14 protein-coding genes are annotated in these 15,228 nt (G+C 58.1%); 7 read left to right on the top strand and 7 right to left on the bottom strand.

What is annotated here, in order from left to right:
* Nucleotides 1–72: 72 nt before the first annotated feature.
* The 3 genes from cysG to nirB form a co-directional block, all read right to left on the bottom strand.
* Nucleotides 73–1,446 carry a siroheme synthase CysG gene (gene cysG, locus R0140_RS01815; RefSeq protein WP_012967144.1) on the bottom strand — a complete coding sequence of 458 codons (1,374 nt, stop codon included), beginning with the start codon at nt 1,444–1,446 and terminating at the stop codon, nt 73–75.
* 152 nt (nt 1,447–1,598) lie between these two features.
* Nucleotides 1,599–1,925 carry a nitrite reductase small subunit NirD gene (nirD, locus tag R0140_RS01820; RefSeq protein ID WP_077139456.1) on the bottom strand — a complete coding sequence of 109 codons (327 nt, stop codon included), beginning with the start codon at nt 1,923–1,925 and terminating at the stop codon, nt 1,599–1,601.
* The gene (gene nirB / locus R0140_RS01825; RefSeq protein WP_022065527.1) at nt 1,922–4,465 is read right to left on the bottom strand and encodes a nitrite reductase large subunit NirB; all 2,544 of its coding nucleotides are present in this window, start codon (nt 4,463–4,465) and stop codon (nt 1,922–1,924) included. Before nirB ends, nirD begins: the two co-directional genes overlap by 4 nt.
* 238 nt (nt 4,466–4,703) lie before the next feature.
* Between nirB and R0140_RS01830 the strand changes: the two genes are divergently transcribed.
* Nucleotides 4,704–6,026: a cytosine deaminase gene (locus R0140_RS01830; protein ID WP_012540421.1), complete on the top strand. Its 1,323-nt coding sequence runs from the start codon at nt 4,704–4,706 to the stop codon at nt 6,024–6,026.
* Here R0140_RS01830 and tsgA read toward each other — a convergent pair.
* Nucleotides 6,023–7,210, bottom strand: a complete 1,188-nt coding sequence (gene tsgA, locus R0140_RS01835; RefSeq protein WP_002920240.1) for an MFS transporter TsgA — start codon at nt 7,208–7,210, stop codon at nt 6,023–6,025. The two genes, R0140_RS01830 and tsgA, sit on opposite strands and share 4 nt — an antisense overlap.
* Nucleotides 7,211–7,487: 277 nt before the next feature.
* Between tsgA and ppiA the strand changes: the two genes are divergently transcribed.
* From ppiA to R0140_RS01860, 5 genes are all read left to right on the top strand, one after another.
* Nucleotides 7,488–8,057: a peptidylprolyl isomerase A gene (ppiA, locus tag R0140_RS01840; protein ID WP_002920238.1), complete on the top strand. Its 570-nt coding sequence runs from the start codon at nt 7,488–7,490 to the stop codon at nt 8,055–8,057.
* Between the two features lie 106 nt (nt 8,058–8,163).
* On the top strand, nt 8,164–8,331 hold the full coding sequence (locus tag R0140_RS01845; RefSeq protein ID WP_012540423.1) for a YhfG family protein: 168 nt from the start codon (nt 8,164–8,166) through the stop codon (nt 8,329–8,331).
* A complete protein-coding gene (locus R0140_RS01850; protein WP_008807028.1) occupies nt 8,321–8,923 on the top strand; it encodes a putative adenosine monophosphate-protein transferase Fic in 603 nt (200 codons plus the stop codon). The genes R0140_RS01845 and R0140_RS01850 overlap by 11 nt, the downstream gene beginning before the upstream one ends.
* A 32-nt stretch (nt 8,924–8,955) precedes the next feature.
* Entirely contained in the window at nt 8,956–9,519 is a 564-nt protein-coding gene (gene pabA, locus R0140_RS01855; RefSeq protein ID WP_008807029.1) for an aminodeoxychorismate synthase component 2, read from the top strand.
* Nucleotides 9,520–9,609: 90 nt separating this feature from the next.
* On the top strand, nt 9,610–10,830 hold the full coding sequence (locus R0140_RS01860; RefSeq protein ID WP_008807030.1) for a bifunctional acetylornithine/succinyldiaminopimelate transaminase: 1,221 nt from the start codon (nt 9,610–9,612) through the stop codon (nt 10,828–10,830).
* Here R0140_RS01860 and R0140_RS01865 read toward each other — a convergent pair.
* On the bottom strand, nt 10,820–12,898 hold the full coding sequence (locus R0140_RS01865) for a YccS/YhfK family putative transporter (protein WP_012540426.1): 2,079 nt from the start codon (nt 12,896–12,898) through the stop codon (nt 10,820–10,822). The genes R0140_RS01860 and R0140_RS01865 overlap by 11 nt on opposite strands.
* A gap of 51 nt (nt 12,899–12,949) precedes the next feature.
* Nucleotides 12,950–13,582: a cAMP-activated global transcriptional regulator CRP gene (gene crp, locus R0140_RS01870; protein WP_000242758.1), complete on the bottom strand. Its 633-nt coding sequence runs from the start codon at nt 13,580–13,582 to the stop codon at nt 12,950–12,952.
* Between the two features lie 306 nt (nt 13,583–13,888).
* Between crp and R0140_RS01875 the strand changes: the two genes are divergently transcribed.
* Nucleotides 13,889–14,293 carry an OsmC family protein gene (locus tag R0140_RS01875; protein ID WP_004202200.1) on the top strand — a complete coding sequence of 135 codons (405 nt, stop codon included), beginning with the start codon at nt 13,889–13,891 and terminating at the stop codon, nt 14,291–14,293.
* Between the two features lie 55 nt (nt 14,294–14,348).
* Here the strand turns inward: R0140_RS01875 and R0140_RS01880 are convergent, their stop codons facing one another.
* Nucleotides 14,349–15,218 (bottom strand): phosphoribulokinase, encoded by an 870-nt coding sequence (locus tag R0140_RS01880; RefSeq protein WP_008807033.1) that lies wholly within the window; start codon nt 15,216–15,218, stop codon nt 14,349–14,351.
* Nucleotides 15,219–15,228 lie beyond the last annotated feature (10 nt).

Genomic DNA, 15,228 nt, shown 5'->3' on the forward strand with positions numbered 1-15,228 from the left:
GACGCAACAGCTAAAAAGGCGGGATATTATCCCGCTTTTTTTATGTCTGTCGTCCATGTGGGGAGGCGAAGGTTAGTGGTTCGAGAACCAGTTCAGTTTATCCCGCAGGCCAACCACGCGACCGACGATGATCAGCGCCGGACTAGCCATCTGCTGCGCCAGGATATCCAGTTGCCCTAAGGTGCCGCTGACCACTTTTTGCGACACGGCGGTGCCGTTCTCGACGATGGCGGCGGGCATATCTTCCGCCATGCCGTGAGCAATGAGCTTCTCGCGGATCGCCGGCGCCTGGTTCAGGCCCATGTAGAACACCAGGGTTTGCTTCTCCACTGCCAGGTTTGCCCAGTCCAGCTCGCCGCCGGTTTTCAGATGGCCGGTGACCAGGCGGACGCCCTGGGCGAAATCGCGGTGTGTTAACGGGATCCCCGAGTAGGCGGAGCAGCCGGAGGCGGCGGTGATGCCTGGAACAACGGAGAAGGGGATGCCCGCCTCACAGAGGGTTTCCAGCTCTTCCCCTCCGCGGCCAAAGATAAAGGGATCGCCGCCTTTCAGCCGGACCACGCGTTTTCCTTTTTGCGCTTCACGCAGCAGGATCTGGTTGATCTCCTCCTGCGGGACGCAGTGGTAGCCAGAACGTTTGCCGACGAACACCCGGTCGGCATCGCGACGCACCAGATTCATGATGTCGTCGGAAACCAGCCGGTCATAAACCACCACGTCGGCCTGCTGGATCTGCTGCAGGCCTTTGAGCGTGAGCAGCCCGGCGTCGCCGGGGCCGGCGCCAACCAGCACCACCTCGCCGCGATGCTCCAACGGCTCCGTCAGCAGCTGCTCGGTGGTATCCGCCACCGCCTGCCGATCGTCATTGGCCAGCGACTGCGCCAGCCGGTCGTTCACAAACAGCTTCTCCCAAAAGCGGCGGCGTTCGCCCACGCTGGCAAACTGCTGCTTAACGCGCGCGCGCAGATGGCCGGCATAGCGGGCCAGCTGGCCGAGATGCAGGGGTAAGACTGACTCCAGCTTCTCGCGCAGCAGGCGCGCCAGTACCGGCGATGTCCCGCCCGAAGAGACGGCGACCATCAGCGGCGAGCGGTCGATGATGGATGGCATAATAAAGCTGGCCTGACGCGGGGCATCCACCACGTTACAGAAGATACGCCGCGCTTCGGCTGCATCGCTGACCTGCTGGTTCACCGTCTCATTATCGGTAGCGGCAATGGCCAGCCAGCAGGTGTCCAGCAGCGAGGGGATAAACTCCCCCTGCACCAGGGTTAGCATCTGTGAATCGGCCCACACCTGAAACTGCGGGGTGAAGTCGAGCGCATTGACCGTGACGTTTGCGCCAGCATCCAGTAGCAGACGGGCCTTGCGTTCGGCGACATCCCCGCCGCCAACCAGTAAACAATCCCGCTGGCGCAACTGGCAGAATATGGGTAAGTGATCCACAGAATAACCTCATGAAAATAAGGGGTAGAAAATGCGTGGTCGTAGAATAGCAGCAAAGGTAATACAAAACATGCGACTTATCCCGCACTCATGCGTTGTCGGTCAGAAGTGTTGCTTATGTCTCCCCCCGTAGCCGGGGGGAGGAAGAGGACTTACGCTTTAAGCTGCACCTGGCCGTCTTTCACCCGGGCGTCGAAGCGGGCGATGGAGTGGCTGGCATCTTCCATGCACAGGCCGTCGCTCAGGCGGAAGCGCTGCTTTTTCAGCGGGCTGGCAACCCATAGCGCGCCGTCATGTTCGGCGATAATCCCGCGAGACAGCACGCTGGCGTTGAAGAACGGGTCAATGTTGCTGATGGCGAATACCCTGTCGTCCTGGTAGGGACGGAAGATCGCCACCTGCTGCTGGCCGAGCAGCGCGCAGACGCCGGTGGCCGGCAGGATGTCGTCAATTTTGCAGATGTTTACCCACTGGCTCATACGTTTTCCTCCACCAGCGTGACCGGGATGCGCTCATAGGGCGTGGCCGGGCGGTGCTGGTCACGTTCCGGCACCACCTGTACGTTCGGGTCGCGCTGGTCGCTGTTGATAAAGTGTTTGAAGCGGGTCTGCGCCGCCGGGTTGTTGACGGTTTCGGTCCACTCGCAGGCGAAGGCGGCGCGCAGGCGAGCCAGCTCCTCTTCCAGATGGTCGTTCAGGCCCAGCTTGTCATCGATGATGACGCTGCGCAGATAGTCGATGCCGCCTTCCATGTTGTCCAGCCACGGCGCGGTGCGGGTCAGCTTATCGGCGGTGCGGATGTAGAACATCATAAAGCGGTCGAGATACTTAATCAGCGTCTCGCGATCAAGGTCCGCGGCCAGCAGATCGGCGTGGCGCGGCTTCATCCCGCCATTACCGCACACGTACAGGTTCCAGCCTTTCTCGGTGGCGATGATCCCCACGTCTTTGCCCTGGGCCTCCGCACATTCGCGGGTGCAGCCGGAGACGCCGAACTTCATTTTGTGCGGGGTGCGGATGCCTTTGTAGCGGTTTTCCAGTTCCACGCCGAAGCCGACGCTGTCGCCGACCCCGTAGCGGCACCAGGTGCTACCGACGCAGGTTTTCGCCATCCGCAGCGCTTTGGCGTAGGCGTGGCCGGTTTCGAAGCCCGCTTCAATCAGCTGACGCCAGATCTCCGGCAGGTCGTCTTTCTGCGCGCCAAACAGGCCGATGCGCTGGGAGCCAGTGATTTTGGTGTACAGATTGAATTCACGCGCGATACGGCCCACGGCGACCAGCCCTTCCGGCGTGATTTCGCCGCCAGCGGAGCGCGGGATCACCGAGTAGGTGCCATCTTTCTGAATGTTGGCAAGGAAGTTGTCGTTGGTGTCCTGCAGCGGCGTGTGCTGCGGTTTGAGGATGTACTCATTCCAGCAGGAGGCCAGCAGAGAGCCGACGGTCGGCTTACAGATCTCGCAGCCATAACCCTGACCGTGTTTTTCCAGCAGTTCGTCGAAGGTTTTAATGCCTTCCACGCGGATCAGGTGGAACAGCTCCTGGCGGGAGTAAGCGAAGTGTTCGCACAGGTTGTTGTTGACCTCGATGCCCTGTTTCGCCAGTTCGGCATTGAGCACCTGCGTCACCAGAGGGATACAACCCCCGCAGCCGGTTCCGGCTTTGGTTTCCGCTTTCAGCGCCGCGACGGTGTGGCAGCCTTTGTTGATGGCGGCGATCAGGTCGCCTTTACTGACGTCAAAGCAGGAGCAGATCTGCGCGCTGTCCGGCAGTTTATCGACGCCGATCGACGGCTTGCCGCTGCCGGCGTGGGCCGGGAGGATCAGCGAATCCGGATTTTCCGGCAACTCAATAGCGTTGAGCACCAGCTGCAGCAGGTTGCCGTAATCGCTGGTGTCGCCGACCAGTACCGCGCCGAGCAGGGTCTTGTTGTCTTTGCTGACGATAAGACGTTTGTAGACTTCTTTGCTTTCGTCGAGATAGACGTAGCTGCGGGCGCCCGGCGTACGGCCGTGGGCATCGCCGATCCCGCCCACATCCACGCCCAGCAGCTTCAGCTTGGCGCTGAGGTCGGCGCCGGTGAAGCTGTTTTCACTGCCGAGGAGATGGTCGACGGCCACCTGGGCCATTTTGTAGCCCGGCGCGACGAGGCCATACACGCGGTTGTTCCAGCTGGCGCATTCCCCGATGGCGTAGATGTCCGGGTCGGAAGTCTGGCAACTATCGTTGACCATGATGCCGCCGCGCTGGGCGACTGCCAGCCCGCACTGGGTGGCCAGCTTATCGCGCGGGCGGATCCCGGTTGAGAAGACGATGAAATCGACCTGCAGCTCGCTACCGTCGGCGAAGTGCATGGTTTTACGCGCCTCGGTGCCCTGCTGGACGATCTCTTTGGTATTTTTACTGGTGTGAACTTTCACGCCCATGCTTTCAATTTTGCGCCGCAGCTGCTCGCCGCCCATCTGGTCGAGCTGCTCGGCCATCAGCATCGGCGCGAACTCGATCACGTGGGTTTCCACGCCGAGGTTTTTCAGGGCGCCTGCGGCTTCCAGGCCAAGGAGGCCGCCGCCGACCACCGCGCCGCGTTTGCTGCGACGGGCGCAGGATTCAATCGCGTTAAGATCTTCAATGGTGCGATAAACGAAGCAATCCTGAGTTTCCGCGCCTTTAATCGGCGGGATCCAGGGGTATGAGCCGGTCGCCATAATCAGCTTGTCGTAGAACACGGTGCGCCCGGCGCTGGAGTGGATCACCTTCTCCTGGCGGTTAATAGTGATCGCCCGTTCGCCGACCAGCACCTTGACGCCGTGTTTCTCATAGAAACCTTCGCGCACCAGCGACAGCTCTTCTGCGGTATGGTGGGAGAAATAAGACGACAGGTGGACACGGTCGTAGGCGATACGCGGTTCTTCACAGAACACGGTAATGTCGAACTGTCCGGCAGGCGCCTTATCGAGAAGCTCTTCGATAAAGCGATGGCCAACCATGCCGTTACCGATGATAGCGATTCTGACTTTGCTCATTTTTGCCTCGATTTCTTTTCTATTACCGCCTACCTTAACGATTCAGCCATCAGGCTTATTGATGCAAATCAATGACAACTTCACCTACCACTTAATGGGTATATAATTGATTTGTCTGTATTTTTCTAAGTTATGGAAAACGCTGGCTTTTCCTTTTTGCTGATTTTGTGTACAAGAATTGGATGGGCCGCGATTGGGGTTGGGCAGAAAACTAGCCATATTGAATGGAGAAGGTGATATGACAGCAGCGCCGCTTTGGTTAATTCAGAACGTACGCCTGGCAGACCGCGACGGCCTGTGGCAAATAGCGATTGATAAGGGCCGCTTTGGCGAGATCACGCCGATGGGCGAGGCGCGCGACGAAAGCTACGAGGTGTTGAACGCTCGCGGCGGGCTGGCGATCCCGCCTTTTATTGAGCCGCATATCCACCTGGATACCACCCAGACGGCCGGCGAGCCGCACTGGAACCAGTCCGGCACCCTGTTCGAGGGGATTGAGCGCTGGGCGGAGCGAAAAGCGCTGCTCAGCCATGAGGACGTCAAAGCCCGGGCGTGGAAAACCCTGAAGTGGCAGATCGCCAATGGCGTGCAGTTTGTCCGCACTCATGTCGACGTCTCCGATCCCACATTAACGGCGCTGAAGGCGATGCTGGAGGTCAAACGGGAGGTCGCGCCATGGGTCGAGTTGCAGATAGTTGCTTTTCCACAGGAGGGGATCCTCTCTTACCCCAACGGCGAAGCGCTGCTGGAGGAGGCCCTCAAGCTGGGGGCGGATGTTGTTGGGGCCATCCCGCATTTTGAGTTCACCCGTGAATATGGGGTGGAGTCGCTGCATATCGCCTTCCGGCTGGCGCAAAAATATGATCGCCCGCTGGATATTCACTGCGATGAAATTGACGATGAACAGTCGCGCTTTGTTGAAACCGTTGCCGCGCTGGCGTTAAAGGCGGGGATAGGGGCGCGGGTGACGGCCAGCCATACCACCGCCATGCACTCCTATAATGGCGCTTATACCTCGCGCCTGTTCCGCCTGCTTAAGCTCTCCGGTATCAACTTTGTCGCCAATCCGCTGGTGAATATTCATCTGCAGGGCCGGTTTGATGACTACCCTAAGCGACGGGGGATTACCCGGGTGAAGGAGCTGATGGCGGCGGGGATCAACGTGTGCTTTGGTCATGATGACGTCTTTGACCCGTGGTACCCGCTGGGGACCGGCAATATGCTGCAGGTCCTGCATATGGGCCTGCACGTCTGCCAGCTGATGGGCTACCAGCAGATCAACGACGGTCTGAAGCTTATCACCGCCAACAGCGCCCGCACGTTTGGCCTGGAGGATTACGGCATTGTCAGCGGCAACCCGGCTAACCTGATCATTCTCCCGGCGGAGAATGGCTTTGAGGCCGTCCGCTGCCAGGTGCCTGTGCGCTGGTCAATTCGTCAGGGAAGGGTGATCGCGACCACCCAGCTGGCGCAAACCTGGATCCAGACCGACCGCGGTGGCGAGGAGCTCTCTTTTATGAGGAACAGCCCCCTTGCGGACGCAAAGGGGCCGAAGGCTTAGTGAGACGCCGCCTGAGCGTTGTTCTGGCGGTGACGGGAGACGAAGCCGAGGATAAAGCACATCACGAATACCACGGCATAGAGGCCGTTAGCGGTGTGCAGCGCTGCCAGTGGACCGCTGGCAGCCACAATCGGGCCGGTGACCACGAAAGTGAGCATGGTGCCGATGGTGCCGCAGGTGAGGATAAAGTTCACCAGCTTCGGCGAAGCGACCCGCGTCTGCTGCGAGCCGAGCGTAATGATCGAGGTGTAGATGGCGCTGGAGAAGAAGCCCAGGGTCAGAATAAACCACGGCATATGCTCCGGGGAACCATTGATAAACAGGTACATCAGCACCGTCGCGAGCCCGGCGAGGACGGTTAAGATACGCTGCAGGTCGAAGAAGCGCAGGATGAAGCTGAATGACCACATGCCGATCATGTAGGACATCCAGAAATCGCTCACCAGTTTACCGGCATCCCCGAGGCTCATGCCCAGGCTCTTCGCATATTCCGGTACCCAGGAGATAAAGCCCAGCTGACCGAGGATGTAGCACAGCGCCGCAACGGAGAGGAACAGCACGCCGATGCCCCACTTCTCTTTCACTACCGGCTGGCTGTTTTCGCTCTGCGCTTTTTTGCCCAACACCGGAAAATCACAGCCGAAAGTCAGGACGAAAATGGCGACATACACCAGACCAATACAGGCGTAGACCCAGTACCACTCGATGCTGCGCGCCAGCAGGACGGCGGCGACCATCGGGAAAATCATTCCCGCCATGCTAAAGAAGGAGTCGGTAAACAGCAGACGCGCTCCGCGCTGACGGCCTTCATACATATGGGTGATCAGGAAGGTCCCGATCGACATGGTGATCCCGCTCACCAGGCCGAGAACGAACATCGACGCGGAAAACAGCGCCAGGCTGTGGCTGAGCATCAGGCCGGCCACCGCCAGCACCATCAGAATAAAGCCAAAGCGCAGCTGAGTTTTCAGCGGCACGATTTCCATCAGCCAGGCATTGAGGAAGATAGAGATCAGAATACCGGCGTTCAGAAAGGTAAAGGTGTTGCTCATACTGGAAACGGGCAGATGGAAATAATCCGCAATGTTACCCATCACCATCCCGGTGACGATCACCAACGCGCCGGTCAGGGCGTAGGAGAAGAAGCTGATCCATGTGAGCTTAATACGGTTGCTGTTAGTCATGACTGGCCTGTGAATAGAAAGGTAAAGCGCGTTGACGCTGCGCCGGGCGGACAGATTTTATTCGTTCAGGTGATGTAATCAAATGTTTATTGTGAAAGTGGTTATCTTTTGCATGGTTTAATGTGACATGCATCACACTTTATTCGCCGCACAGGAGAACGTTTGCGCGGTTACAATTATTACAGCTAAGTAAAATTTGGTAAAAGGCTGGCCCAGGATGCAAAGGCTCTTTAGAATCAAGGCACTCGCTTTTATTCTGCTCCGTTAAGGAATTTCCATGCTCAAATCAACACTGGCGGCGATGGCTGCCGTTTTCGCCATTTCAGCGTTCTCCCCGGCCATGGCGGCAAAGGGCGATCCGCATGTGCTGCTGACCACCTCGGCAGGGAACATTGAGCTTGAGTTAAACAGTCAGAAAGCCCCGATTTCCGTGGATAACTTCCTGAAGTACGTCAACAGCGGCTTCTACAACAACACCACCTTCCACCGCGTGATCCCGGGTTTCATGGTGCAGGGCGGCGGCTTTAACGAGCAGATGCAGCAGAAACAGCCTAACCCGCCGATCAAGAATGAAGCAGACAACGGCCTGCGCAACACCCGCGGGACCATCGCGATGGCGCGTACCGCCGACCAGGATAGCGCCACCAGCCAGTTCTTCATCAACGTGGCGGATAACGCCTTCCTTGACCATGGTCAGCGCGACTTTGGCTATGCGGTGTTTGGCAAGGTAGTGAAAGGTATGGACGTCGCGGATAAGATCTCCCAGGTCCAGACCCATAACGTCGGCCCATACCAGAATGTGCCGACCAAACCGGTCGTTATCCTCTCTGCGAAAGTGCTGCCCTAATCCTTCCACGGCGCGGTGTGCTATCGCCGCGCCCGGTTGCCTCCCGGCATAACCTGAAATTGCTGCTTATACTTGTGGCACACAGGGGACGATAAGGGGGGCGACGATGCGTCCACTCACCGAAAAGCAAAAATCCCGACTCTGGGAACAGACACGCAATACCAATTTTCAGGCCAGTCGTCGCCTTGAAGGCGTGACGGTGCCGCTGGTTACGTTAACTGCCGAAGAGGCGCTGGCGCGTCTGGCGACGCTGCGGAGGGAGTATGAGCGATAAATTCGGCGATGAACGCGATCCTTACCTCTACCCGGCGCTGAATGTCCTGCGCAACCGCCTCGGCATCCGGCAGGCTAAAAATCTGCAACAGGCCGCCTTTGAGATGACGGCGTTGCGGGCGGCAACCTTGCCGCTGGGGCCGCGGGTGCGCGGCTTACCCTATCTGTGCGCGATTCATCATCAGCTGTATCAGGATCTGTTTGACTGGGCCGGCCGGTTACGTGAAGTGAACCTCTACCTGGGCGATACGCCGTTCTGCCACTTTGCCCGGATCGAGGAGGAGGGGAACGCCCTGATGCAGGCCCTTGAGCAGGAGGATTATCTCAATGGCCTGCCGCGCGAGACCTTTATTGAACGCCTGAGCTGGTTCTATGGCGAAATTAATGTGCTGCACCCTTTTCGTCTTGGCAATGGCCTGACCCAGCGCATTTTCTTTGAACAGCTGGCAATACATGCCGGCTACCTGCTTGACTGGCGTGACGTCGACCCTGCCGGCTGGAGCGCGGCCTGCCAGCAGAGCGCGATGGGCGATCCGGCTCCGCTGGTGGCGATCTTTCGCAAAGTGGTAAGCGAAGCGCGGGAATCTGAGTAGAATAGCCCGGTTTTGATTGTTCCGGAGCCGCTATGATCCTGCTTATCGATAACTATGACTCTTTCACCTGGAATCTGTATCAGTACTTCTGCGAACTGGGTGCGGAAGTACTGGTCAGGCGCAATGATGCGTTGACGCTGGAGGAGATAGCGGCGCTGGCGCCGGAGAAAATCGTGATCTCGCCAGGCCCCTGCACGCCGAATGAGGCGGGGATTTCCCTCGCGGTTATCCGCCACTATGCGGGGAAAACGCCGCTACTGGGCGTCTGTCTCGGGCACCAGGCGATAGCCCAGGCGTTTGGCGCGACCATCGTACGGGCGGCACAGGTGATGCATGGTAAAACCTCGCTTATTGAGCATAACGGCGAAGGGGTGTTTCAGGGGCTGAATAATCCCCTGACGGTGACCCGTTATCACTCGCTGGTGATTGACCCGCCGACGCTCCCGCCCGAGTTTATCGTCACCGCCCGCAGCGCCAGCGCTGAGATTATGGGGATCCGCCACCGCGACTGGGATCTTGAGGGCGTGCAGTTTCATCCGGAAAGCATCCTCAGCGAGCAGGGCCATCAATTGCTGGAAAACTTTCTGAAGCGGTGATTTTCAGTTGCCATTGACTGATTTTTTATGCATATTTTGTGATTATATTTTCATGATTACATCTGCATAACGAAGAGGGATGGGCAAGACATGGCAACTGAACAACCGGCAATCACCCGCGCCACATTCGATGAAGTTATTTTGCCGATTTATGCACCAGCAGAATTCATCCCGGTGAAAGGGAAAGGCAGCCGCGTCTGGGATCAGCAGGGCAAAGAGTATGTTGATTTTGCCGGCGGTATCGCGGTGACGGCGCTCGGCCATTGCCACCCGGCGCTGGTAGCGGCGCTCCACGAGCAGGGCGAAACGCTGTGGCACACCAGCAACGTCTTTACCAATGAGCCAGCGCTGCGTCTGGGACGTAAACTTGTCGAGGCCACCTTCGCCGAGCGCGTGGTGTTTATGAACTCCGGTACGGAAGCCAATGAAACGGCCTTTAAGCTGGCGCGTCACTATGCGGTGACCCGCCATAGCCCGTATAAAACCAAAATCATTGCCTTCCATAATGCCTTCCATGGCCGCTCCCTGTTTACCGTTTCCGTCGGTGGGCAGCCGAAGTACTCCGATGGTTTCGGCCCGAAACCGGCGGATATTGTCCATGTTCCCTTCAACGACCTGCAGGCGGTAAAAGCGGTGATGGATGACCACACTTGCGCAGTGGTGGTGGAGCCGATTCAGGGCGAAGGCGGCGTGACGGCAGCGACGCCGGCCTTCCTGCAGGGGCTGCGTGAGCTGTGCGATCAGCACCAGGCGTTGTTAGTCTTTGATGAAGTGCAGTGCGGTATGGGACGTACCGGATCGCTGTTCGCCTATATGCATTACGGTGTGACGCCGGATATTCTGACCAGCGCCAAAGCGCTCGGCGGCGGCTTCCCGGTCAGCGCCATGCTGACCACCCATGAGATCGCCAGCGCCTTCCATGCGGGTTCCCATGGCTCAACCTACGGCGGCAACCCGCTGGCCTGCGCGGTCGCCAACGCCGCCTTCGATCTAATCAATACCCCGGCGGTGCTGGATGGCGTGAGCGCGAAGCGCGAACTGTTCGTCAAACACCTGCAGCAGCTGGATGCTGAATTTGATCTGTTCAGTGATATTCGCGGGATGGGCCTGCTGATTGGCGCCGAACTCAAGCCGCAGCACAAGGGCCGCGCGCGTGATTTCCTCTATGCCGCTGCGCAAGCCGGCGTCATGGTGCTCAACGCCGGGCCGGACGTGATGCGTTTTGTTCCCTCGCTGATCATCGACGAGCAGGATATTGCCGAGGGGATGGCGCGTTTTGCCCAGGCAGTGGCAAAGGTGATTAACGGCTGATTTTCCGCAGCCAGATGCCATGATGCGGCCGCTGACGCCATGCTACTGACGATATGGTATGCATGGTGTTCAGATGGCCCAGAATGCGTTGCAGGTGCTGCTCCAGGGTACTTAACGGACCGTTCGGCACCTCTGTTTCCGGCGACTCCAGAATATTGGCATCCCCTGCGCTGCCGGGACCATCGCTGTCCAGCCGCTGCTGGCAGCGTTGCAAGGCAATCTCACAAGATTCGAGATAGCGCTGGGCAAGATCCGGGGTGAGCATCGTATGCTCCCGGGCCAGGGTGGTCATAGCGTTGATGTGTTCGACGATAAACTGACTGTGCGTCACCCACAGCTTCATATCTTCCAGGTAGTGGGTATTAAAACCGGGCTCCTGCATCGCCTGATTCAGGGAGTTGTAGAGCGCGTTATGCGCCTGGTTGACGCGCATGCGTTGATAGGCCAGCGCGGGGGCTTTTGGATCGGCGCTGAGGATCAGGCGAATCGCCTGCTGGTCGGCCTCCAGCGCATCGTGGGCGTTTTTTTTCAGCAGGCCGCTCTGCCACTGCGGCCACAGCCAGACCATCCCGCCGAAGGCGATCAGGCAGCCGATAAGCGTGTCGATAAGCCGGGCGACAATAAACTGTTCGCCGTTGAGCGTCAGCAGTTGCAGGGTATACACCGCCGTCACCGTAAAGCCTACCATCGCCCAGCCATAGTGTTTACGGATGATCAGATAGCTGAGCAGGGTAATCAGCAGCATCCCGCTCAGGGTATAGCTCTCCGGAACGTGAAAGTGCAAGGTTAGCCCGGCGATGACCAGGCCGGCGAGCGTTCCCGCCGCCCGGTGAACAATTCGCACCCGCGTGGCGCCATAGCCATTTTGCGTGACGAAGAGCACCGTCATCAGGATCCAGTAGGGCTTCGGCAAATGCAGGGCGTTGCCCATCAGGCTGGCGACGCTCAGCATGACGCTGATGCGCGCGGCATTGCGCAGTGCGGGTGATTTCAGCGACAGATAGTTCTTTAGCGCGGGAAACAGCGGTAAACGACGCTCTTTGTCGGCCATCAGATCCCGGGCATACAGGGGGCGCTGGGTATGCAGCACCCGGGCGATACGGCTAAAGTGCCAGGCGCAGAACTGACCGACCGGGTTGTCCGGATGCTGGCGGGCGATCTTTTCCAGAGCCTCAATCTGTTTATCCATCTGAAAACGCTGCGGAAAGCGATGATAGAGAATATCATCCGCCAGCACGCGCAGGCGGGCAGCGACGGTTTGCGCATTCCAGCGGATCACCGCTTCGGCATGGCTGCGTTCCACCAGCTTTTGTACCTCTTCTGGCTGATGCAGGCTAACCGAAATATGTTCCTGTAGATCCAGCCCAACCTGGAACGCCCGCAGCAGACGCTTGTGGTCGTTGCGTTGGTTGGCGGCCAGCATATGCATCTGCTGATAGCACTGGGTAATCAGGTCGACTACCTTCTGCTGGCGGGTGAGCAGCGGCGGCAGGGCGGTCGACGGATCGGTATGCTGGGTCAACAGACTGTATTTGGCTTCACAATAGTCAGCCAGTTCCCGGTAAAGCAGGCTGAGCGACTCCCGCAGCGGCTGTTCGCGCCACAGCCAGAACCAGAGCCAGTTAAACACGCCGTACCACAGCGTACCGAAAGCGTAGATCAGCAGTGGTTCCCAGATGGGCATATTGCCCGCCAGGCTCAGGGTAAAGATAGCGGCGATCAGCGACGCGGGCAGCAGGCGCGCGTGCAGCGAACTGATCTCCGCGGTGACGCCGAGCAATAGCGCCAGGCCGCTGAGAATAAGCGGCAGGGGAATGGCCTGAGCGAGCAGCAACTGCACCACCAGACTGCATCCGGCAAACAGACAGCCGCCGATAATCAGACGTTTGAAAAAGCGCTTATGTGGGGTATCAAGACCGGCAATGTTGCAGCAGGCGGGCACTAAGGAAAACAACAGCCCCTGCTGGAGATGGCCGAGCAGAAGACCGATGGCCACAGGCAGACACAGCACCAGCGTTTGCCGCAGTGCATAGTTGACTTCCGGGTGGTAAATCAGCCTGCGCCACATGAGGGAAAAACAAAAACGGCGTACTGCAGGAGCAATACGCCGCTTAGCAACTTAACGGGTGCCGTAGACGACGATAGTTTTACCGTGTGCGGAAATCAGGTTCTGATCTTCCAGCATTTTCAAAATACGGCCAACCGTTTCACGAGAGCAGCCGACGATCTGACCAATTTCCTGACGGGTAATTTTAATTTGCATACCGTCCGGGTGGGTCATGGCATCAGGTTGCTTCGCCAGGTTCAGCAGCGTCTGGGCGATACGGCCCGTCACGTCGAGGAAGGCGAGGTTGCCCACTTTCTCAGACGTGACCTGCAGACGGCGAGCCATTTGCGAAGAGAGACGCATCAGAATGTCCGGGTTAACCTGGATCAGCTGACGGAATTTCTTATAAGAGATTTCGGCCACTTCACATGCGGTTTTCGCCCGTACCCAGGCGCTACGCTCCTGACCCTCTTCAAACAGGCCTAATTCACCGATGAAATCGCCCTGGTTGAGGTAGGAGAGGATCATCTCTTTACCTTCTTCATCCTTGATGAGTACAGCCACGGAGCCTTTAACGATGTAGTACAACGTTTCTGCTTTTTCACCCTGGTGGATCAGCGTGCTCTTTGATGGGTACTTATGAATGTGGCAATGAGACAAGAACCATTCAAGGGTAGGGTCTGTTTGCGGTTTGCCAAGCACCATGCGCGGTTATCCTCTGTTATAAGCTATCTCCGGGCGCCGACACTACACGGCGTCCGGGCATGCAATCGTATTGTTTCCCTATACCTGGGAAGCTGGCTGATGATTTTTCGACAGCCCGTAATGTGAACTCCTCTGCATACATGCAGTACATCAATGTAATACTGTAGCATCCAGACTGTTTTAGCATAGCTTTCGCCGCATGTCTCCTGGTGTCTCGCTTCAGCATGACGCAGGTCGCCTTCCGTTGCGAGAATTGTTATGTGCGCGTAATCTGACAGGAAAATTGCGATACTGGAGTTAAATTTTATGCAAGCGCGTGTGAAATGGGTTGAAGGGTTAACCTTTATCGGGGAGTCCGCGTCAGGACACCAGATTCTGATGGATGGCAACTCCGGGGATAAGGCACCCAGCCCGATGGAGATGGTGCTGATGGCGGCGGGCGGTTGCAGTGCGATCGATGTGGTTTCTATTCTGCAAAAAGGTCGCCATGAGGTGACCAACTGCGAAGTGAAGCTGACGTCGGAGCGCCGCGAAGAGGCGCCGCGTCTGTTTACGCATATTAATCTGCACTTTATCGTCACCGGTAAGGCGCTGAAAGATGCCGCGGTCTCCCGGGCGGTGGATCTGTCGGCAGAGAAATACTGCTCGGTGGCGCTGATGCTGGAAAAAGCGGTGAAGATCACCCACTCCTATGAAGTGATCGAGGCGTAGTCTTCGCCTGCCGTTGTGAAGCATCTCAACCCCGGCCTGGCCGGGGTTTTTTCTGTTAGCCGATCTTGCGGCCTTCCATCAGGCGCTCGACCAGCGGCGTCATGATAAGCTCCATCGCCAGCCCCATTTTACCGCCCGGCACCACCAGCGTGTTCATGTGCGAGATAAACGACCCCTGCAGCATCGCCAGCAGCCAGGGGAAGTCGATATTCTGCAGGTTACGGAAATGGATCACCACAAAGCTCTCGTCCAGCGAGGGAATAGTTTTCGCGGCAAACGGGTTGGAAGTGTCTACCGTCGGCACGCGCTGAAAGTTGATATGGGTGCGGGAAAATTGCGGGGTAATGAAGTTGATGTAGTCTTCCATCGAGCGGACGACTGAGTCCATCACCGCCTCCCGGGAGTGGCCGCGCTCGCTGGTGTCGCGAATAAGCTTTTGGATCCACTCGAGGTTAACGATAGGCACTACGCCGACCAGCAGGTCGACATGGCTGGCGACATCATGATGCGGCGTGACAACCCCGCCGTGCAGCCCCTCATAGAACAGTACGTCTGTCGGCTCCGGCAGCGGCTGCCAGGGGGTGAAAGTCCCTGGCACCTGATTCCACGGTACGGCTTCGTCATAGGTATGCAGGTATTTCCGCGACTGGCCTTTTCCGTGGCGGCCATAGTCGACAAAGGTCTGCTCCAGCAGGCCAAAGTCGTTCGCCTCCGGGCCAAAGTAGCTGATATGTTTGCCCTGATCCCGCGCCTTGCGGATCGCCATGTCCATTTCCGGGCGGGTGTAGCGATGAAAGCTATCGCCTTCCACCTCCGCGGCGTGCAGGTTTAGCTGCGCGAAGATTTTGCGAAAGGCAAGGCTGGTGGTGGTAGTGCCCGCGCCGCTGGAGCCCGTGACGGCGATCACCGGATGTTTGGCAGACATAACAACTCCC

The sequence above is a fragment of the Klebsiella sp. w6 genome (assembly GCF_033100215.1).
GTDB lineage: Bacteria > Pseudomonadota > Gammaproteobacteria > Enterobacterales > Enterobacteriaceae > Klebsiella > Klebsiella variicola.